A 19,813-nucleotide genomic window follows, 5' to 3' on the forward strand; every position below is an offset into this window, starting at 1 on the left:
TATGGCCATCGTCGGCATCCGGCGCCAACCGCCTCTGGCGGGCGCATCCTGCGACCCCGACGATCTGCGCCTGCAGGTTCAGGCGCGTCTGGCCGAGGTCGCCCCGGCGCATGACGGCCTGTTGTCCACGGCGGCCCGCGAGGCCTTGCTGGGACAGGGAAAACGCGTCCGGCCGGTGCTGGCCATGCTGGCGGCGGCGCATGTCGGCGGAGAGCCGGAAGACGCCCTGGACTATGCCTGCGCCCTGGAAATGGTCCATGTTGCGTCGCTGGTTCTGGACGATCTGCCATGCATGGACGACGCCTCGTTGCGTCGCGGCCAGCCGACCCTGCACCGTCGCCACGGCGAGGACACGGCGGTTCTGGCGGCCGTGGCCCTGTTGAATCAGGCGACGCGTCTGGTGCTGCAGACCCCGGCGCCGGCGGAAACGCGTCTCGCGGCCCTGGACCTTTTGACGCAGGCGATCGGCTTCGATGGTCTGTCCGAGGGTCAGATGCGCGATCTGCGCGACGACGCGAGGGATCGCGACGAAACCGCCCTGCGCCAGATCAACGATCTGAAAACCGGCGCCCTGTTCGTCGCCACCGTGCGTGGCGGCGGCCTGCTCGGCGGCGGCGATGCGCAGGATCTGGCGCGGCTGTCGGTCTTTGGGGAGGCGATCGGCTTCGCCTTCCAGCTCTGCGACGATCTGCTGGATGTCTGTTCGACCGTCGATGCGGTCGGCAAGGACGTGGGTCAGGACGACGACACCACCACCTTCGTCGATCTGTGGGGTGAATGCCGGACCCGCGCGGCGGTGCGGCAATCCTTGGCCAAGGCGGTCGAGGCGGTCGGCCATGACAGCCCCCTGGCCCTCTATGTCCTGGACTTTTTCCAGCAGGCCGAACTTGGGGTCTGACGTCGCGCCGGCCTTGTCGCTGAGCGGGATAGACGCGGGCTATGATGGCCGATCCGTGCTGAGCGACTTCAGCCTGAGCATCGCTACGGGCGAGGTCTATGCCCTGCTCGGGGCGAATGGTGCGGGCAAGTCCACGGTGGCGCGTGTGGCCTGCGGTCTGCTGCCCGCTCGGCGCGGGCGTGTCGTCCTGGGCGAAGGCGGCGGACCACGCGGGCGCATCGGGCTGGCGCCGCAGGACAGCGCCCTGTTCCCGGCCCTGTCGCCGCGCGAGAACGTCGATGTGACGGCGCGGCTCTGCGGGGTGCCTAAGCGTGATCGCGGCGCGGCGGTGAACCGCGCGCTCGACCTGACCGGCTGCGGCCCACGCGCGGACCAGCCGGTGCGCACCCTGTCCGGCGGCTGGAAACGGCGCGCCAACCTCAGCGCCGCCCTGGTCGGAAAGCCGCGCCTGCTGATCGCCGACGAACCGACGGAGGGCGTGGATGCGACGACCCGCAGCGTCCTGTCCGTCGCCCTGCGCGAAACCGCAAAGGCCGGCGCCGGCTGCCTTCTGATCAGCCATGACGCCGTCTTCGTCGCCGATACGGCCGACCGGATCGGCATCCTGGCGCAGGGACGGCTTCTGGCGGAAGGCGCGCCGAACGCCCTGCTGCATCGCGCCTTCGGATCCGCCCGGCTGCTCAGCATTCGCCTGACCCGACCGGCGTCGGACCCTGCGGCCCAATGGTTCGCCCAGGCGGGGCTGACCGCGTCCGAGGACAGGCTGGAGTGGCGTCGGCTCTGCGAGGACGCGCTGGCCATCGCCCAGATGCTTGCCGCCGTGGTCGATGGCGAGGATGGCGAGGTCGCCGTGCGCCGCCCCGGCCTGGACGATCTGGTCGCACAGCTGTCGCAGGCTCCAGCATGATGGCGGTGGCGGGCGCCTGGGCGAGAGGGTTTTGGCGCGACCGCGCAGGCGTGATCCTGACCCTGCTGTTGCCGCCCCTGGTCTATCTTTTGTTCGCGGCGATCTTCGGCGCGGGCGCACGGGGCGACATCGACACCACAGTCGTCCTGCATGACGCGTCGCGCACGCCCGCGACGGCGGCGGTCCGCGAGGCTGTGTCGAAGGACATGGGCGCGCGTCTTCGCATCGTCGAAGATCGCGAGGTCTTCGACCGCGCCGTCATCGACGGTCGCGCTGACGCCGGCATACTGATCCAGCCATCGACGCAGGGGCCGCCAAAACTGGTGATCGTTTCCGCCGCCGGCCGGGACGTGGCGGCGTCGGCGCTTCAGGCGCGGCTGGAGCCGATGGCCGCCGCCCTGTCGGGACAGGTCGCACGACCTGCACCGCGCGTTCAAACCCTGCAGATCGGTCCCCAGGGTGATGTACAGGCGACCTCTTATGCGGGCGCGGTGAGCGTCATGTTCGTCTTCTTCGCCGCCATGCACGGGGCCATGGGAGGGCTGGACGATCGACGATCCGGCCTCCAATCACGCCTGGCCCTAGCGCGCGGCGGCCTCGCGCCCATCCTTGGCGGACGGGCTGCCTGGCTGACGGCGGTGGGCGTGATGCAGTCGACGGCGGTCTTCGTCGCAGCCTGGTTCAAGTTGCCCGATCTCGCCCCCTGGCAGATGGCGGCGGCGGCGGTCACTGCGTTAGCGGTCGGTTTCTGCGCCGCCGGCCTGGCCTTGGCCCTGACGGCGGCATGTCGGTCGCGCGAACAGGCCCAGCCGCTCACGACCTTCGTGGTCCTGTTGCTGGCCGCTCTGGGCGGATCGATGGCGCCGCGCTTTTTGATGCCCGAGGCCTTCCGCGACCTCGGCTGGATCACGCCCCACGCCTGGGCCATCGAGGCCTATCAGGCCGTGATCTGGCGCGGCGAGTTCACCTCGACGGTCATCGCCGCCTGGGCGGTCATGGCCGGTCTGGGCGCAGGCGGCCTTGCGGTCGCCCTGATGTTGGAGCGGCGGCGCGCCGCCCGTTGATCGTCAGACGTGGGTCCACAACGCCGGGCGCGGCGGCGGCTCGCGCCAGGCGTCCAGCGTCTTGCACCACAGGGCGATCAGGCCACCCCGTCCCAGCAGCATCAGCTTGCCAGCCTTGTCGACCGACGTCCGTCCGTCCCAGGCGGTCACGCCGGCGCGCGACACATGGCGGCCGATCGAACGATAGACGCCGCGCGCCGTGGCGATGGCCCAGGCCGAACGCGGGTTCAGATCGCGCAAACCCCACCGCGCCGAGGCGTAGAAGGGCTCGGCCGCCGCCACCAGACGCTGCGCGGTCCGGGCCACGGCGGCGCGGTGCTGGGGCTGATCGACCTGATCGCGCGGCACGCCCGCCTCATCCAGCCAGACGCCGGGCAGATAGACGCGCCCGCCCTTCGCGTCCTCGACCACGTCGCGGGCGATGTTCGTCAGCTGGAACGCAAGCCCCAGGTCCTGTGCGCGTCGCAGGGTCGGCGCATCGTCCACCCCCATGATCCGCGCCATCATCACCCCGACGACGCCGGCGACGTGATAGGCATAGTCCAGCGTGTCCTCCAGCGTGTCGTAACGCCGGCCGACCACGTCCATCTCGAACCCTTGCAACAGGTCCATCGCCTCATCGGCTGGAATGCCATGACGCATGGCGACGCGCTGGAAGGCGGTGAAGACCGGGTCCGTCTGCGGCTCTCCGGCCAGGGCGGCGGCGGTGCGAAGGCGCAACTCGTCCAGCTTCTCGCCGGCCAGCACCGGATCGATGCCGACTGCGCCGTGGCCCAGCACCTGGCCGTCGATCTCGTCGTCGCAATGCCGGCACCAGGAATACAGCATCCACGCGTCGTCCCGGATCGCCGCCGGGAACAGGCGCGCGGCGGCGGCGAAGCTCTTGGACCCCTGCTCCATCGACTGGCGGCTGTGATCCAGGACGGCGTCAATCATGCCGGCTGCCTCGCATCCTCGATCATCAGGGCGGCGGTGGCCTTGGCCGATCCGACCACGCCCGGCACGCCCGCGCCGGGATGGGTGCCGGCGCCCACAAAATACAGGTTGGGGATCTGGTCGTCGCGGTTATGAACCCGGAACCAGGCGCTCTGGGTCAGGATCGGCTCCAGCGAGAAGGCCGAACCCTGATGGGCGTTGAGCTGGTCGCGGAAATCGACCGGCGTGAAGATGCGGCAGGTGTCCAGGTCCGCCGTCAGGCCAGGGATGTAGCGTTCTTCCAGATAGGCCAGGATCCGGTCGCGATAGCGCGGCCCCTCGACCTTCCAGTCGATGTCCGCCGAGGCCAGGTGCGGCACGGGCGCCAGCACATAGAAGGCGTCGCAGCCTTCCGGGGCCAATGACGGATCGGTCCGCGTCGGCGCGTGCAAATACAGCGAGAAGTCGTCGGGCAGATCCGGCCCCTTGAAGATCTCGGCGATCAGTTCGCGATAGCGCGGCCCGAACAGCACCGTGTGGTGGCGCACCTCCGGATGGACGCGTTTCAGGCCGAAATAGATGACGAACAGCGACATGGAGTGACGCCGCGACGCCAGCTTGGCGCCCTCCTTCTGACCGCGCGGTTCCTGGCCCAGCAGGCGCTGATAGGTGTGAACCACGTCGGCGTTGGAGGCGACCATATCGAAGGCCAGCGTCTCGCCGTTCACCACCACGCCGGTCGCGCGACCGTTCGCCATGGTGATGCGCTCGACCGGACTGTTCAGCCGCACCTCACCGCCCAAATCCTTGAGCAGACGCACCATGGCCTGGATCAGGGCTCCGGTGCCGCCACGCGGGAACCACACGCCCCAGCGCCGCTCCAGCGCATGGATCAAGGCATAGATCGACGAGGTCGCGAACGGATTTCCGCCGACCAGCAGGGAGTGGAAGCTGAACGCCTGACGCAGGTGCTCGTCTTGAATATAGCTGGCGACCTTGTCATAGACCGACCGCCAGGCCTGAAGCCGCATCAGCTCCGGCGCCGCCTTGACCATGCTGGCGAAGTCCAGAAACGGCACGGCCCCCAGCTTCAGATAGCCTTCCTTCAGCAGGTCCTGCGAATAGGCCAGGAACTTGCGATAACCGTCCTTGTCGGCCGGATTGCGCGCCACGATCTGGCGGTCCAGCTCGTCCTGGTCGTTGACGTAGTCGAAGACATCGCCGTCTTCCCAGCACAGTCGGTAGAAGGGCGCGACCGGCAGAAGTTCGACATAGTCCGACAGCTTGCGGCCGCTGGCCTGGAACAGTTCCTCCAGCGCCGACGGGTCGGTGATGACGGTGGGACCGGCGTCGAAGGTATAGCCCTTGTCTTTGAACACATAGGCCCGGCCGCCCTCCAGATCGCGGGCCTCAAACACCGTGGTCTGAATGCCCGCCGACTGCAGCCGTATGGCCAGCGACAAGCCTCCGAAGCCCGATCCGATTACTGCAGCCCGCATCACGCACGTCCTTTTTCGACCAGACAGGTCAGTGCGGCGCCGATCGGCACCGGGGGTTTTCCGCTCAGGATCCGCGCCTTGTCGGCGAGAGTGGATCCAGCGGCGTAGAAGCGTTCGACCAACGGCTGGGGCAGACGATAGAACCGCTCCAGCACCTTGTATCGTTCATCGGGCCGCGCCGCACGGAATAGCATCCGGTTCAGCAACCGATAGAAGCCTCGTCCGGCCCATACGTCATGCGCATGGCGACGGATGTCTTCGGCGACCGTCGCCGGTTCGAAATCCCGCGCCAATCGGTCGGCCAGGCGCACGGCGTCCGGCAGGGAATAGCCGGTGGTCGGGTGAAACAGCCCGGCGCGCAAGCCGCTGAGCGCTGTCAGCCCCATCCGCGACAAATGCGCCCCGATGTCGCCGTCGAGCGCCACGGGCAGGACGCCGTCCTCCTCGCGCAACACCGTATCGATCTTCCAGCCTTGCGCGCGGGCGTAATCCAGCACGCCCTGACGGAACGACTCGCGATCCAGCGCATCGCCGTCGGTGTAGCGCGTATCCTCGATCAGCAGCGTGCGATCATCGAACGGCAGGGTGTAGAGAAACCGGTAGCCCCCGGCCTGATCGACACAGGCGTCCATGACGATGGGCGTGGTCAGACCGTGCGGCGCCGCCAGCCGCACCTCCAGCCCGACGAATTTCTGGAAACCCAGCGCCAGATCCGGCGTCGCGGTCGGCCCGCGCCCATCGATCACCGCCTTGGCGCTCAGACGCTGTCCGTCAACCAGCACCGCTTCGGTCGGCGACACCGAGGCGACCGGCGCACCCAGCATGATCCGTCCGGGCAAGGCCGCCTTGACCACCGCCGCGAACCGTTCGGCCGTGACGCTGCAATAGGGCGTCGACAGCGCGCGTTCGAACTGGGGAAAACGGACGCTGTATCCCGGCCAGCGATGCACCACCAGAGGCGCGATCCAGTCGCGCTGCGCCTGCGTCAGGTCGCTGTCGAAGAAGGACCAGGTGTGGACCCCGCCCAAGGTCTGCGCCGCCTCGACGATTCGCACATCCAGATCAGGACGGACCTGTGACAGCCGCAGCGCCAGCAGGCCATTGGCCAGGCCGCCGCCCACCAGCACAAGGTCCGGCGCGGAAGTGTCAAAGGCGTCGACCTGCATTCCAGACAGGTGACACGCGCGGACGCATGCGGCAAGCGAACAGGATGCTTACCGGGCCGCGATGCGCTAAGTGTCGCGCCATGTCCGCCGTCACGCCAATGTCACGGGTCGTCCCGAACCAGGCCCTGATCGGCCTGACGCTGGCTGGCCTGATCGCGGCGGCCTGGCTGAGCCTGCATATCTACGGCGTCTATTTTCATCGCTGGACGATCTGGAGCGTCCTGACCGTTCCGCTGATCGTCGCCGTCCAGACCTGGCTATCCGTCGGCCTGTTCATCGTCGCCCACGACGCCATGCACGGCTCGCTGGCCCCGGGCCGCCCACGGCTGAACACGGCGATCGGCAGCCTGGCGCTGGCCCTCTACGCCGGTTTTCGGTTCGCGCCCTTAAAGACGGCCCACCACGCCCATCACGCCGCGCCCGGCACGGCGGACGATCCCGACTTTCACGCCGAGGCCCCCCGCGCCTTCCTGCCGTGGTTCTACAACTTCTTCCGCACCTATTTCGGCTGGCGAGAACTTGCCGTTCTGACCATCCTTGTGGCCGTCGCCGTGCTGGTCCTTGGCGCCCGCATGCCCAACCTTCTGGTCTTCTGGGCCGCGCCCGCCCTGCTCTCTGCGCTTCAGTTGTTCACCTTCGGCACCTGGCTGCCTCACAGGCATACCGACGACGCCTTCCCCGATCATCACAACGCCCGCACCAGCCCTTTCGGCCCGGTCCTGTCGCTGCTGACCTGCTTCCACTTCGGCCGCCACCACGAACACCACCTGACCCCCTGGAAGCCCTGGTGGCGTCTTTTCAGCTAGGCGTCCATGGCGGTCGTTTTCAACGGCGACATGCCGCGCGAAGCCAACTGACCCTTTGCGCGGCGGGTGGCTGCTTTCTGCTCATTTTCTGAGAGGAATGGCGGAGACGGTGCCACACAATCCAGCAAAAGCGGGCTTTTGATCCACGGGACCGTGCCAAGCTGGCACGATTACCCGTGACTTTATCGGACGTTGCGTTGACGCACTATGCGGCATCGCGTTCTTGCTTGCCCTTCACCAGTCCCTTGAGGTCGTCAGCGATGATGTGGCCGTAGCGATCAGCGGTGATTTTCACGCTGCTATGCCCGGCGAAGCGGCTGACCAGAGTCAGGCTTTCCTTGTTGCGAAGCATGTCCGTGATCGTCGTATGACGCAAGGTGTGGAACTTCACATCGTCGATGTTCTGCCCGGCCTTCCTCACGCCCTCGCGGACCCGACGCCACTTCCAGTCCATGGTCGAAGTGTGCCACGGGAACAGCCGACCATCCGGCGACAGCATCCGCAGGAACGGAAGCATATCAACGATGGACTGTGACGCCGGGAGCGTCTTGGCCTTGCCGTTCTTAAGCCGCTCGATCTTGTCGAGGCCGGTGCGCGCCAGTTCCGCCGGGGTAGCGTCACGAAAACGGGGCCACGAAATGATCGTGTCGCCGTCTGCATCGACCGTGATCCATTCGTCGCGAAGCATGAGGGCTTCGCCCTTGCGGCAAGCGGTGTCCAACAGGAACCGCACGAAGCAGCCGAACCGCTTCCAATCGTGGGCCGGGTTCTCGATCTCATAGTCCCCGATCACCTTGAAGATGGCGGCAACCTCGGCCTTGGTCAGCGTCCGTTCTTGGATGTTGTTGACCTTGATCGTCGGGAACGGGGGTTTGGCGAACAGGATCGGTTTCTTGTCCGGTCCCTGCATCTTCGTCGCCTTGTCGAGGGCGCCCGACAGGACTTCCAGCTTGCGTTTCACCGTGGCCGGTGCCGCCCGTCCGCCTTTGCGTCCGCCCCGAAGGGCCAGAGTCTCGGCGATCTCTTCCAGCCGGAAGGCATGAAGGTCCGACAGCAGGTCTTCGCCGCAAATCTCACGCAGGATTTTGACGGTCGATTTGAGGGTCGCTTGCGAGCGATGGGTCTTCCAGACGGTCTTTTCGCAGTGGTCGAAAAGGTCGTTGATGGTCATGCCCTTGGGCTTACCCTCTTCGTCCTTCTTCACGGTGGGCTTGGCCATCTGCTCGGCCGTGATGCCGAGCGCGATTTGCGGCGCCATCATGATCGCCACGCGCTTGTCGCGGCTCTTGGTCGAGACGCGGTGACGCTGCCCGTCCTCGCCCCTGAACTCCACGATGTAGATGCCGTTAGGACGTTGCTTCACGTCCCATGCAGTGTCGATGTTAGCCTGAAACGCCATGATCTCCGTCCTTGGTGGCAGTTGCTATGGTGCGACGGAGTTGGTTTGCGATGGCTTCTCCCTTCTGAGTGAGGCGCACGATCTTGCGCCGTTGGTCGTCTTCGTCGGTTTCGAGTTTGATCCAGCCCAGCCCATCCGGGTCGCGCTTGGTCGGCTCCATGAGCAGTTGATATGACCGACCGATAGACTGGCCGAAGATCGGCTCGCCGGTCTTGTCTGCGCCCGCGATCTCCTTGAGGTCGCTGACGATGATCGACTTGCCGAGGCTATTGGCTTCGACGATCAGCGCGAAGGCATAGACCTGACGCAGCGAAGTCCGCGCCGGGATTTCAAAAGCGATGGTCTGGAGAGCCTTGGCGAACGCCATGAACTGCCCGGCCCCCTCCTTGAGGCGGCTTGGCGTGGTCAGGTCTACGCCCTCGACGACAGAGCCTTGAAGTTCTTCGGGGGATTTGCGGCGACGGGCCATCGGCGGGCTTCCTTTAACGGGTTTGCCAAACGATTGCCTTGAGTCACCCATCTCCTCAACGGAAAAGAGCGAAAGGATAACGGCCTCCTGTGTGTGAGCTACGGGAAAGCCTGTGTGCCACGACCCGTTAGATGTTGTCAACGCAAAGGATGGCACTTGATGTTTTCTGAAATTCTGCCCGACGTTTAGGCCCGCGCCCATCCAGCTAAATATGGGGTGCGAGAAACCTTCAAAGACAAACTGGCGCGACAGATCGCGCTTGAGGACGAGAGCCGTGCCCTCGGCGCCAGCCGATACCGTGCGCGCCGCCCGCTGCCGTGGCGACATGAACCTTCCAGCACGGACGAGGAAGGCGACCTACCGCCCGGCCGACAGCTATTGCGGCTGGCGATCCAGCCCACGGCCGAAGCTATCCGGTCGTTCTGCGATGTCGTGAATCACGGCGGCGGAACCCGCATCCCAGAGGCCGCCCTGATCCTGTCCAGTGTCGGCGCCGAAGAGGCCGCCTATCTGACCGGCCGCGTGATCCTGTCTGCCGCCGCCGAGGGCAAGAAGCTGACTGCGACGGCCATCGCCGTCGCCGACGCCATCATTGAACATCAGCAGATGGAGAACCTTCGCCGGGCCCGCGCCGATGTGTTCAAGGGCGTCCTCCGCGTTCAGGCCCATGGCGTCCGCTCGCTCAAAATGAAGCGGAAGATTCAGAACATCATGAGCGACCACGGCTTCGACCAGCCGTTCCCGCTGGCGATGCGGATTCGCACGGGCGTCAAAGCCATCGAACTGTTCTGCGATGCGACCGGCCTGTTCGCCATCGAGAGCCAAGGCCAGCGCACAAAATACGTTCGGCCCACCGAGGCCGTTCACAAGTGGCTGGAGCAACAACACGCCCGCTGCGAACTGCTTGAGCCGATCAGCCTTCCGATGATCGTGCGCCCCCGCCGTTGGTCGTCGCCGTTCAAGGGCGGCTACATCACGAAGCAGCCGGGCAACCGTCTCGTGAAGCAGGCCAACGCCGCCTACCACGATCAGCTTCGCGACCAGATGATGCCCGGCGTCTATGACGCCGTGAACGCGGTTCAGGAGACCGCTTGGAAAATCAACGGTCCCATCCTCGCGATCATGCGCGAAATCTGGGACGGCGGCGGCGAACTCGGCGACCTCCCTGCTCGCAATCCGACGCCCATCCCGCCCCGCCCCGCCGACTACGCCGAGAACGAAGAGACCGCCAACCGCTGGAAGCGCGAGGCGTCGGACATCCACGACCTGAACGCCAAGAACGTCAGCAAGCGGCTGGCCCTGTCGCAACGTCTATGGGTGGCGACGAAGTTCGCTGACGAAGAGGCCATCTACTTCCCCCACAGCCTCGACTTCCGAGGCCGCGTCTATCCGTTGGCGACCGGCGGACCTCACCCGCAGGGCGATGATGTCGCCAAGGCTCTGCTGACCTTCGCCGTTGGTCAGCCGATCACCAACGACGGCGCCCGCTGGCTGGCGATCCACCTCGCGGGCCTGTTCGGCATCGACAAGGTGTCATTCGACGAGCGTGTGCAGTGGGTGTGGGACAATCAGATCGCCATCCTCGACAGCGCGGCCGATCCACTCGACGGTCAACGGTTCTGGGCGACGGCCGACAGCCCGTTCATGGCCTTGGCCGCGTGTCTGGAATGGGCGGGCTACATCCGCGAGGGCGCCGACTTCATCAGTCACCTTCCGGTGAGCCTTGATGGCAGCAACAGCGGCTTGCAGCACTTCTCGGCCATGCTCCGAGACCCCATCGGAGCCAAAGCCGTCAACCTCAAACCGGGCGACCGGCCGCAGGACATCTACAGCGATGTCGCCGCCGCCGTTCAGGCCCGCGTGAACGAGAGCTACGACCCGGCCGCGACTGCATGGAAGGGCAACAAGGTCACTCGCAAGATCACCAAACGCCCGGTCATGACCTTCACCTACTCGGCCACGAAATACGGCTACTGCGATCAAATCCTCCAGACGCTTCGCGAGATCGACGGCGCCGGTCAGCCCTACCTCGACGCCGACAACTATGTGGCGGCTCGCTACATGGCGGCTGAAATCTGGGACGGCGTTCAGGGCACTGTCGTCGCCGCAGCCGAAGCCATGGCGTGGCTGCGAACGGTCGCGTCGATCATGACCAAGGCCGGTGTGCCGATCCGATGGACGGCGCCCACGGGTCTGCCTGTGCTTCAGACCTACAAGAGCCGCAAGGCCGACCTGATCCGTGTCGTCTTCAAGGGCCAGCGCATCCGGCTACAGGTCAGGAACGAACTTTCGAAACTCGACAGCAAGCGTCAGGCGAACGGCATCAGTCCGAACCTGATCCACAGCATGGACGCCTCTCACCTCATGGGCGTGGCGAACCGTTGCTACGACCACGACATCCGCTCTCTGGCCGTTGTCCATGACAGCTTCGGCGTCCATGCCGCCCGCGTGTCGGACCTTCAAAACATCCTCCGCGACACCTTCGCCGATCTCTACGAGACGAACTGGCTTGAGGTGTTCCGAGAGGAATTCATCGCGCAGCTTCCGCCGGAGTGGGCCGACAAAATCCCGCCGGTCCCGGCCCTTGGCGCCTTCGACATCGAGCAAGTTCGACGCAGCCCCTACCTGTTCGCGTGATCCATGGGCCAGCTATTGAACACTCGAACCAATCCCATGAACCCATTGCCCTCAATCGGTGATCGCGTCCGCACGGATTCGACGGTCGCCCTCCTACGCGAGCCAGCCTTCGCACTGCTGTCTCGCATCCAAGACGCAAACCCGTCCGATCAGGTCCGCGCCCTGTTTCTGGTTGCAGCCGTGATCTCCGACGCCATCGGCATCGACGGCCACGACGCACTGAACAGCGCGAAGCGAATGCTTTCGACGGCGGAAGGCCCGCACACCGTCCACGTCCAAGCGATCCGCGATTATGCTGACGGCGAGTTGCGCCGCATTGAGTGAAGCCTGACGTAGATGTCTTTGTCGCGCTGGCCGGTCTGATGCAGTCGGACGCCGCGCACTTCCTCATGCCGACCGATCTGGCAGACGAGGCGTCGGCGTGGCTTCTGTCGCAAGGCATCCAGCACGAGTGGAATGATCTCTACATCATGGGACGCGAGCCTACGGGCGGAACCCTGATCTCGATTTCCGGCGACCTCGGCGCACTCGCATTCAGAATGTGGGGGTCCGATGAAGTTGTCGGGCCTGTTTCTTTTTCGCCCGCCGCGCGTCGTCATAGCCCTTGATCGTGACCGCCCGACAGGCGTCGCCGCAGTAGCGACGGTTAGGTGTGGAGACGAACTCTCCCGCGCAGACTTTGCATGTCCCCATGATCGGCTCCTTGGGCTTGATCCCCAGCCGTTCATCGCTTGCTGCAAGCAGGTCTTCGATCTTCGCGGCCCACCGGCCCTCACATTTGAGCATCCCATATTTAACCCGGATGCCCGCCCCCAAACCATTTTCTTCAAAGGGCAATCGCCATGAATTTCGTCCGCGATTACATCCTGCCTCGCCTCAAAGAGCGCAGCACCTACGTCGGTCTCGTGGCTCTCGCGACCGCCTTCGGCATCGCCGTTGATCCGGCCTATGTCGATGTCGCTCTGGCAGTCGGCGCCGCTATCGGTGGCGTGATTGGCATCGTCTGGAAAGACGCGCCCGCCGCGTGAGCAGACACCAGCCCGCCGCTCACGGCGTCCGCGACACCTTCCCGACCAACATTCCCGACCTCATCAAGTGGCTCGACATCTTCTGTCCCGAGCCTATGCCGCGCCCGGTCAGACGATTGAGGAAGTGATGTTCGCGGCCGGTCGCCGCGATCTCGCCCGCCAACTTCAACGCCAGTTCGAACGATCTCTTGAGCGGCCGAACGCCCTCTAACGGAGACCGCTCATGTGTTCCCTTTTCAAGAAACCGAAGGTGGTTTCTGCGCCGGTCGCGGCTGACGCCCCGATCCTTCGCAACCCCTATCTCGACGGCCTCGACGCCGTTGTCCGCGCCCGTCAGAGCGGTGTTCGCGCCCTGACGATCCGCAAGGCCACGGGCACACCGAGCGTCCCCGGCGCGACGACTACACCGTCCAGCCCGACGCTTCCGGCAACGCCGAACGTCGCCACCGGAAACACTCTCTCCGACCTCGCGCGCCCGTCGCTGGCGATCACGAGCAGAACCCTCTCTTCGAAAGTCTAACCCTACCGCATGAAGACCGCAGCAGCGCGTTTCAGCGCGCTGTCGGTCGCCCGCAACTCCGTTCTGGAGAAGGCGCGTGAGGCATCGCGGCTGACCATTCCCGGCTTGATCCCAGAGATCGGCCAGAATGAACACTACAGCCCGACCCAACCCTATCAGTCGGCGGGCGCACACGGCCTCCGCAGCCTGTCGGCGCGGTTGCTCTCGACCCTGTTTCCGACCTCGGTCCAGTTCTTCCGACTGGAACTCGACGCCTTCGCGGCGGCGCAGCTTCAGGCGGACAAGAACGACGTAGACACCCGCCTGTCGCAGGTGGCCGAGACGACCGCCGCGATGATGGACGACCTCAAGGTTCGTCCCGCGCTGGCAGAAGTCATCAAGCAACTGATCGCAGCGGGCAACGTCGTCGGCTACCTGCCGCAGGACCGCGCCCCTCGCGTGTATCGCATCGACCAGTTCGTGTTGAAGCGTGACAACTACGGCCAGTTCACCGACATCATCATCCAAGAGAAGGTCTGGCCTTCGACCCTCCCCGAGGCCGTTCGCACCGCCCTTGGCGTCAAGCTCGACCCGAACACGGACGAGAAGCAGATCGATGTTTACACCGTTGTCGAACAACGGGACGGCAAGGTCACGCACTGGCAGGAGATCGAGGGCAAGGAAGTCCCCGGCTCCAAGTCCGACCCCATCCCGACCGATCAGGCTGGATGGCTCGCCCCGCGTTGGACCGTCGTTCCCGGTAGCGACTATGGCCGCAGCCACGTCACCGAATATCTCGGCGACCTCCTGTCGATGGACGACAACTACAAGGCCATCACGCAGTTCGCAGCCATCGCCTCTCGCGTCGTCACGGTCGTCAATCCGAACTCGTCGCTCGATGTCGCGGAACTCGCGGCGGCCGAATCCGGCGACTACCTCTATGGCGAACCCGAAGCCATCCAGACGCTCGGTCTGAACAAGTCGCAGGACTTCGCCGTCATCAAGGACGTGACCGCGACCATTGAGGCGCGGGTCAAAGAAGCGTTCCTCGTCGCAAACTATCGCGACGCAGAGCGTGTCACGGCTGAAGAAATCCGCAGCCAATCCGAAGAACTGGAAAACGGTTTGGGCGGCACCTTCTCTGTGCTGGCCTCCGAACTCCAACAGCCGATTGCAGCCCGCTATCTCTATGTCGCGGCACAGCGCAAACTCATCCCCGCCATCCCCGAGGGCATTCGTCCGAAGATCGTGACGGGTCTGGCCGCGCTTGGTCGGGCCGCAGAGGTGAACCGCCTTCGCACGTTCGCCGCCGACGCCATCCAAATCCTGACGCCGCAGGTCTTCGCCAGCCTCGTGAACGCCCCCGCGTTCTTGAGCCGCCTTGGCAATGAACACGGCGTCTCAAGCCTCGAAACCCTCCTGAAGACGGAGGACCAAATGGCCCAAGAGCAGCAGCAAGCCATGGCGCAACAGGCCATGCAAGCCGCGACCCCGGCCATCGCGGAAGCCGCCATCGGCGCGGCGACCCAAGACCCTAACCAAGGAACTTAATGAGCCTCGAAAGCCCGGTCATAGAGACCACCTCGCCCGCACCTGACTATTCCCAGCTTCCGGCGTCGGCCTTTCCAGAGAGTGCAGACCCCTCGACCTACAAAGACTCCCTGTCGGCGCCGGAAACCCCGGCCAAGCCGGAGCGTCCCGCCCACATTTCGGAGAAATTCTGGGATGCGGAAGCGGGCACGATCCGCGTCGATGACATGGCGAAATCGTATGCGGAACTGGAAGCCAAGCTCCGGTCTCCCAAGTCCGAGGACAAGCCCGCAGACGAAGCGGACAAGCCGAACGATCTGACTATCGAACCCGCCAAGCCGGAGGCTCCGGCCGAGGCCGAGGCGAACCCGATCACGACCGCTTTCGAGTCCTTCGCCAAGCACTACGAAGACACCAAGGGCCAGCCCGCCGAGGATCAGATCGCAGAGATTGTGAAGCTGGGCGTCCCGCAGAACATCGTAGAGAACTACCTTGCTGGCCTGTCGGCCCTGTCCCAACTCGCATTCCAACAGGCTCATGCGACAGCGGGCGGCCAAGACATCTTCGACGCGGCGTCGGATTGGGCTTCCAAGTCCCTGACCGCCGCCGAGATCGACAGCTACAATACCCTCGTCACGAACTCGACCACCGCTAAACAAGGCGTCGAATGGCTCGTGGCGAAATACAAGGTGGCGCATCCGTCCGAAGGGTCGTTCGTCGAGTCCACGCCGGGCACCGCAGTCGGCGACGTGTTCCGATCCAAGTCGGAAATGGTCGCCGCCATGAAGACCGACCGATACCAGACTGACCGAGCCTATGTGGCCGAGGTCGCTGAAAAGGTCGCCCGCTCGCAAGCAGCCGGAACGCTGCTCTAAAGCACACTTAAGACCACGCCCGCCTGCCTCCATAGAGGCTCGCAAGCGGGGCCGCACAGTTCCCAGCGCAAATCGGGAACTGACCGTCCACGGACGGGCGGCCGGTGAAAGCCCGGCCTAACCCTTTCTCCCAAATCAAAGCGGAAACATCCGGCTGCGAAGAGGCCGGTTTCGACCGCACAACCTCATGCGCCAGCGGACTCCGATTGATCGACGGGAGCCAAAACTCTCTCTCAATCAAGGAGCCTAATGGCTAACTCCACCCCCTCGAATCCCGGCTACAAGGCCGGTGATACTCCCGGCACCAACAACCTGCTGATCGACATCTTCGGCGGCGAGGTTCAGGCGGCCTACGAACGCATGACCATCATGCGCGACAAGCATCGCGTCTTCGCGCTGGCCAACGGCAAATCGCTGCGCTTCCCCCGCGTCGGCCGCGCAACCGCGTCCTACCACACGCCCGGCACTGAAATCGTCGGCAAGCAAATCGGCCACGACGAGATCATCCTGACCTCGGACGACAAGCTGATCTCCGACGTGTTCGTCGCCGACATCCACGAAATCCTGAACCACTTCGACATTCGCTCGGAATACGTTCGCCAACTGGCTGAAGCTCTGGCCGTCCAGTTCGACCAGAACGCCATGCGCGCTGTCGTCAAGGCTGCTCGCGCCACCGATCTGCTCGGCACCTCGGGCGGCGGCGCACCGACCCCGGTCGTGGATTCCGCTATGGCGACCGACGCCACGAAGCTGTTCGACGCCTTCTCCAAGGCCAAGGAAGCCCTCGACGGCAAGAACGTCCGCGTCGATATGGTCGATGTGTTCGGCCTCGTGAAGAACCTTCAATGGTATGCGATGGCGCGCTCGGACAAGAACCTGAACCGCGACTACAACGGCGGCGACGCTTCGCTCCGCAAGCACACCCTCGAAACCATCGACGGCATCAAGATCGTCAAGTCCAACATCGCGCCGTTCGGCAACGATGACTCGGCCAACCTCGACATCCCGACCCGCTACCGTCTGAAGATGGGCACGACTATCGGCGCCGTCTGGACCAAGGACGCCATCGGCACCGCCGAAGTTCAGGGCCTGTCGGTTCAGACCGAAGACCAGATCAGCAAGCAAGGCACTCTCATCCTCGCCCGTCAGATGACCGGCACCGATGTCTTCCGTGCCTCGGATGCGGTCGAACTCCGCACCGACGCCATCCCGGCCTAACGACCGGCAACCGCCACACCAGAAGGGCGCGCTCTCTCACGAGGGCGCGTCCTTTTTTTCACCTCGTTCCGAAGGAGATCGCGCCCATGCTGGCTGCGCCCATGACGGAACTTGAGGCCGTCAACGACATGCTGATCGGCATCGGCCAGCTTCCCGTCAACGCCATCATTCCCGAGATCGTGGACCAGTCCATCGCGCTCGGCGAACTGAACAAGGTCGTTCGCGAAGTCTGCCTCTACGGCTTCAAGTTCAACACCGATGAGGACTTCGTTCTCTCCCCCGACATCGACGGCTTTATCGCCGTCCCCACCGGCGCCCTCGACATTGACCCGATGGATAAGGCGCAGGACATCATTGTTCGAAAGCACCCATCGAAAGGCTTCGGCCTCTGGGACGCCGCGAACCTGACGTGGGTGATGGCCCTGCCGGTCAAGGTCCGCGTCAAGTGGTCGTTCACGTTCGACGCCCTGCCGGAAGCCGCCCGTGGCTACGCGGTCATCGCGGCCGGTCGCAAGTTCACCGCTCGGGTTGTGGGCGACCCAGCCGCCGACCGCTTCGGCGAAGAGGATCAGCGACGCGCTTGGCTGACGCTGCAACGCCAGCAGTCCGCCTCGGCCGACATCAACATCTTCCGCGCCAACAAGGCTCTTTCCGCATCTCTGAACCGGCGTGGCCGGGCTTGGAGGTCCGATAAGTGAGCCTCGTGACCCGCTCGCTGCCGTCCCTTCACGGGGGCGTTTCGCAGCAAACGCCGCTGGTCCGCTCGCCCGATCAACTCGAAAGCCTGACCAACGGCTGGCCATCCATCGCGACCGGCCTGACCAAACGCGCACCTTCAGAGGTCGTCGCTCGGCTTATGCCGACCGCGCCGGAAAACGCACACGTCCACACCATCAACCGCGACACCGCAGAGCAGTATGTGGTGATCGTCGCAGACGGCCAGATCAAGGTGTTCGACACCCTCACCGGCCAAGAGAAGCTTGTCACCGCCCCCGGCGGCTGGGCCTACCTCTCGACCGTCGAGGATTACGGCACGGACATCTCGGCGTTCAGCGTCGCGGACTACACCTTCATCACCAATCGTCGCATGAAGTGCGCCATGGGCGCGCTGGGCGCCGACACCCAACCTGATCCCGCCGAGCAAATCTGGCTTAACCGCCGGATTGGCACCGATGCGAACGGCGATCCCTACGCGCCGGGCAGCACCTACACCTATCCGCCTAACCCGACCGCTGGCGTCATCACCGGCACGGTGCAGCGTTTCGACAAACTGCCGCCCGTCAATCAGGGCGACACGCCCCCGCCCGAAGGCGCCATCTACCGCGTCCAAGGCGACGAAACGGGAGGCTTTATGTCCTACTACGTCGTCCGTCGCGGCGGCGTATGGGAGGAATGCGTCAAGCCCGGACTGGTCAACGCCATCGACTACAAGACCATGCCCCACGCCCTCGTTCGCGAGGCCGATGGAAGCTTCGTCTTCGCTCCGTTCTCGTGGGCGCCCCGCCGCGTCGGCGACACGGACATCAACCCGAACCCCGGCTTCATCGGCCGCCCGATCCGCAAGGTGTTCTTCTATCAGAACCGCTTGGCCTTCCTCTACGACGAGAACTGCATCCTCTCGTGCGTCGGCGACTTCGGAAACTTCTGGCGTATGTCGCAAACCGACTATCTGGAAAGCGACGTGCTGGACGCCGGGGCGACTTCGACCAAGGTCTCGCCTCTGCTGGATGCGACCACTCACAATGACGGCATCCTGCTCACGTCCGACCAAACACAGTTCAGCCTCTCGCACGGCGAACTCGGTTTGAACGCCTCGTCGCTCGCGATCCGGCCGACGACGAACTACACCGTCAACACCGTCGCTGGCCTCGCCTCGCTCGGCTCCGAAATCTACTTCGCTGTCGAGAACAGCGGCTTCGCCAAGGTCATGGAATACGCCCGGCTCGCCGGGGCTGACACGACCACGGCTTCGGACGTGACGGCGCACTGCGACCGCTACATCCCGGCGGGCGTCCACGCACTGATCCCGGCCGATGATCTGTCCGCTTTGTTCGTCCTGACGAACGGCGCCCCGAGCAAGGTCTACTGCTACAACTTCTATTGGGCCTCGTCCGACGAGAAGCTTCAGTCCGCGTGGCATGAATGGGACTTCGGACCCGGCACCCGGATCGTCTCTGGCGCCTACCTCAAGGGCACGCTTTACCTCACGGTTCAGCGAAACGATGGCCTGTGGTTGGAGAGGGTCAACCTGACCGCTGGCTCGCGCCCGGTGCAGACGACCCATCAAATCCATCTGGATCGTCGGGCGACCGTGACCGGGACCTATCAGGCCACGCCGAACACAACGCAGTTCATCTTGCCCTATCGGCCGGTGAAAGCCCGGTTCCAGATGGTTCGAGGCAACGCCTTCGCGGGCCGCCCCGAAACGCTGATCGACCCCTCGACCTACATCTGGATCACGGACAACATGGTCGAGGTTCCGGCAAGCGAGATTGCCGGACCTGTCGTCGTCGGGGAAGGCTACGAGTTCGCGTTCGAGTTCTCGACCCAATACATGCGGACCCAGCGCGGAGAGGCCATCACGACCGGCCGCACCACGCTTCGCACCTTCACCGTGAACTTCGTGGACACCGCCTATTTCAAGACATCGGTCGCGCCCTACGGCGTCAATCCGAATGTCGAGGAAATCCTGCCGTCCAAACTCTCGCAGTTCACCGGCAAGACCTTGGGCGCCGCGAGCTTCCGTCTGAACACGCCAGCCTATGCGACCGGCTCACACCGCTTTCAGGTCTACGGCCAGAACACGGCGACCCGCATCCGCATCGTGAACGACACCTACGCCGCCTCGACGTTCGTCGCGGCCGAGTGGGAAGCTAACTACTACAATCGTTCCAGAACCTGAC

At 64.7% G+C, this 19,813-nt stretch carries 18 protein-coding genes; 13 read left to right on the top strand and 5 right to left on the bottom strand.

The features are described from left to right. Position 1 precedes the first annotated feature (1 nt). The 3 genes from E7T10_RS10670 to E7T10_RS10680 are packed head-to-tail and all read left to right on the top strand — an operon-like array spanning position 2 to position 2,869. Positions 2-898: a polyprenyl synthetase family protein gene (locus tag E7T10_RS10670; RefSeq protein WP_168189930.1), complete on the top strand. Its 897-nt coding sequence runs from the start codon at positions 2-4 to the stop codon at positions 896-898. After that, entirely contained in the window at positions 888-1,805 is a 918-nt protein-coding gene (locus tag E7T10_RS10675; protein WP_168189931.1) for an ABC transporter ATP-binding protein, read from the top strand. Before E7T10_RS10670 ends, E7T10_RS10675 begins: the two co-directional genes overlap by 11 nt. A 50-nt stretch (positions 1,806-1,855) precedes the next feature. Further along, on the top strand, positions 1,856-2,869 hold the full coding sequence (locus E7T10_RS10680) for an ABC transporter permease (protein ID WP_210416083.1): 1,014 nt from the start codon (positions 1,856-1,858) through the stop codon (positions 2,867-2,869). Between the two features lie 3 nt (positions 2,870-2,872). Here the strand turns inward: E7T10_RS10680 and E7T10_RS10685 are convergent, their stop codons facing one another. From E7T10_RS10685 to crtY, 3 genes are read right to left on the bottom strand one after another with little or no spacing between them, the layout of a single operon-like run. Further along, on the bottom strand, positions 2,873-3,805 hold the full coding sequence (locus E7T10_RS10685; protein WP_137721775.1) for a phytoene/squalene synthase family protein: 933 nt from the start codon (positions 3,803-3,805) through the stop codon (positions 2,873-2,875). Continuing rightward, positions 3,802-5,283 (bottom strand): phytoene desaturase, encoded by a 1,482-nt coding sequence (locus E7T10_RS10690; RefSeq protein WP_137721776.1) that lies wholly within the window; start codon positions 5,281-5,283, stop codon positions 3,802-3,804. The genes E7T10_RS10685 and E7T10_RS10690 overlap by 4 nt, the downstream gene beginning before the upstream one ends. Beyond that, a complete protein-coding gene (gene crtY, locus E7T10_RS10695; RefSeq protein WP_137721777.1) occupies positions 5,283-6,449 on the bottom strand; it encodes a lycopene beta-cyclase CrtY in 1,167 nt (388 codons plus the stop codon). The genes E7T10_RS10690 and crtY overlap by 1 nt, the downstream gene beginning before the upstream one ends. Positions 6,450-6,529: 80 nt before the next feature. Here crtY and E7T10_RS10700 point away from each other — a divergent pair, with 80 nt between their 5' ends. After that, positions 6,530-7,255, top strand: a complete 726-nt coding sequence (locus tag E7T10_RS10700) for a fatty acid desaturase (RefSeq protein WP_246845989.1) — start codon at positions 6,530-6,532, stop codon at positions 7,253-7,255. A gap of 205 nt (positions 7,256-7,460) precedes the next feature. Here the strand turns inward: E7T10_RS10700 and E7T10_RS10705 are convergent, their stop codons facing one another. Next, positions 7,461-8,654, bottom strand: coding sequence for a site-specific integrase (locus E7T10_RS10705; protein ID WP_137721778.1), 1,194 nt, complete (start codon positions 8,652-8,654; stop codon positions 7,461-7,463). Further along, a complete protein-coding gene (locus tag E7T10_RS15760) occupies positions 8,638-9,450 on the bottom strand; it encodes a hypothetical protein (RefSeq protein ID WP_168189933.1) in 813 nt (270 codons plus the stop codon). The genes E7T10_RS10705 and E7T10_RS15760 overlap by 17 nt, the downstream gene beginning before the upstream one ends. Before the next feature lie 51 nt (positions 9,451-9,501). Between E7T10_RS15760 and E7T10_RS10715 the strand changes: the two genes are divergently transcribed. The 9 genes from E7T10_RS10715 to E7T10_RS10755 all read left to right on the top strand — a co-directional run bounded on the left by E7T10_RS10715 (position 9,502) and on the right by E7T10_RS10755 (position 19,812). Then, the gene (locus E7T10_RS10715; RefSeq protein ID WP_168189934.1) at positions 9,502-11,760 is read left to right on the top strand and encodes a DNA-directed RNA polymerase; all 2,259 of its coding nucleotides are present in this window, start codon (positions 9,502-9,504) and stop codon (positions 11,758-11,760) included. 3 nt (positions 11,761-11,763) lie between these two features. Beyond that, positions 11,764-12,084, top strand: coding sequence for a hypothetical protein (locus E7T10_RS10720; protein ID WP_137721780.1), 321 nt, complete (start codon positions 11,764-11,766; stop codon positions 12,082-12,084). Continuing rightward, positions 12,081-12,368, top strand: coding sequence for a hypothetical protein (locus tag E7T10_RS10725; protein ID WP_137721781.1), 288 nt, complete (start codon positions 12,081-12,083; stop codon positions 12,366-12,368). Before E7T10_RS10720 ends, E7T10_RS10725 begins: the two co-directional genes overlap by 4 nt. A gap of 234 nt (positions 12,369-12,602) precedes the next feature. Then, positions 12,603-12,788: a hypothetical protein gene (locus tag E7T10_RS10730; protein WP_137721782.1), complete on the top strand. Its 186-nt coding sequence runs from the start codon at positions 12,603-12,605 to the stop codon at positions 12,786-12,788. 529 nt (positions 12,789-13,317) lie between these two features. Next, entirely contained in the window at positions 13,318-14,838 is a 1,521-nt protein-coding gene (locus E7T10_RS10735; protein WP_137721783.1) for a portal protein, read from the top strand. Further along, positions 14,838-15,692 carry a hypothetical protein gene (locus E7T10_RS10740; RefSeq protein ID WP_137721784.1) on the top strand — a complete coding sequence of 285 codons (855 nt, stop codon included), beginning with the start codon at positions 14,838-14,840 and terminating at the stop codon, positions 15,690-15,692. Before E7T10_RS10735 ends, E7T10_RS10740 begins: the two co-directional genes overlap by 1 nt. Before the next feature lie 249 nt (positions 15,693-15,941). Beyond that, a complete protein-coding gene (locus tag E7T10_RS10745; RefSeq protein ID WP_137721785.1) occupies positions 15,942-16,910 on the top strand; it encodes a phage capsid protein in 969 nt (322 codons plus the stop codon). 86 nt (positions 16,911-16,996) lie between these two features. Then, positions 16,997-17,608 carry a hypothetical protein gene (locus E7T10_RS10750; protein WP_137721786.1) on the top strand — a complete coding sequence of 204 codons (612 nt, stop codon included), beginning with the start codon at positions 16,997-16,999 and terminating at the stop codon, positions 17,606-17,608. Next, positions 17,605-19,812, top strand: a complete 2,208-nt coding sequence (locus tag E7T10_RS10755) for a hypothetical protein (RefSeq protein ID WP_137721787.1) — start codon at positions 17,605-17,607, stop codon at positions 19,810-19,812. Before E7T10_RS10750 ends, E7T10_RS10755 begins: the two co-directional genes overlap by 4 nt. The last annotated feature ends 1 nt before the right edge of the window (position 19,813 follow it).

The organism is Brevundimonas sp. SGAir0440, from assembly GCF_005484585.1.
Classification (GTDB): domain Bacteria; phylum Pseudomonadota; class Alphaproteobacteria; order Caulobacterales; family Caulobacteraceae; genus Brevundimonas.

Coding starts and splice junctions, on each gene's coding strand:
- E7T10_RS10670 (WP_168189930.1), top strand. CDS start 2: ATGGCCATCGTCGGCATCCGGCGCCAACCGCCTCTGGCGGGCGCATCC.
- E7T10_RS10750 (WP_137721786.1), top strand. CDS start 16,997: ATGCTGGCTGCGCCCATGACGGAACTTGAGGCCGTCAACGACATGCTG.
- E7T10_RS10705 (WP_137721778.1), bottom strand. CDS start 8,654: ATGGCGTTTCAGGCTAACATCGACACTGCATGGGACGTGAAGCAACGT.
- E7T10_RS10730 (WP_137721782.1), top strand. CDS start 12,603: ATGAATTTCGTCCGCGATTACATCCTGCCTCGCCTCAAAGAGCGCAGC.
- E7T10_RS10740 (WP_137721784.1), top strand. CDS start 14,838: ATGAGCCTCGAAAGCCCGGTCATAGAGACCACCTCGCCCGCACCTGAC.
- E7T10_RS10745 (WP_137721785.1), top strand. CDS start 15,942: ATGGCTAACTCCACCCCCTCGAATCCCGGCTACAAGGCCGGTGATACT.
- E7T10_RS10685 (WP_137721775.1), bottom strand. CDS start 3,805: ATGATTGACGCCGTCCTGGATCACAGCCGCCAGTCGATGGAGCAGGGG.
- E7T10_RS10720 (WP_137721780.1), top strand. CDS start 11,764: ATGGGCCAGCTATTGAACACTCGAACCAATCCCATGAACCCATTGCCC.
- E7T10_RS10700 (WP_246845989.1), top strand. CDS start 6,530: ATGTCCGCCGTCACGCCAATGTCACGGGTCGTCCCGAACCAGGCCCTG.
- E7T10_RS10735 (WP_137721783.1), top strand. CDS start 13,318: ATGAAGACCGCAGCAGCGCGTTTCAGCGCGCTGTCGGTCGCCCGCAAC.
- E7T10_RS15760 (WP_168189933.1), bottom strand. CDS start 9,450: ATGTCGCCACGGCAGCGGGCGGCGCGCACGGTATCGGCTGGCGCCGAG.
- crtY (WP_137721777.1), bottom strand. CDS start 6,449: ATGCAGGTCGACGCCTTTGACACTTCCGCGCCGGACCTTGTGCTGGTG.
- E7T10_RS10690 (WP_137721776.1), bottom strand. CDS start 5,283: ATGCGGGCTGCAGTAATCGGATCGGGCTTCGGAGGCTTGTCGCTGGCC.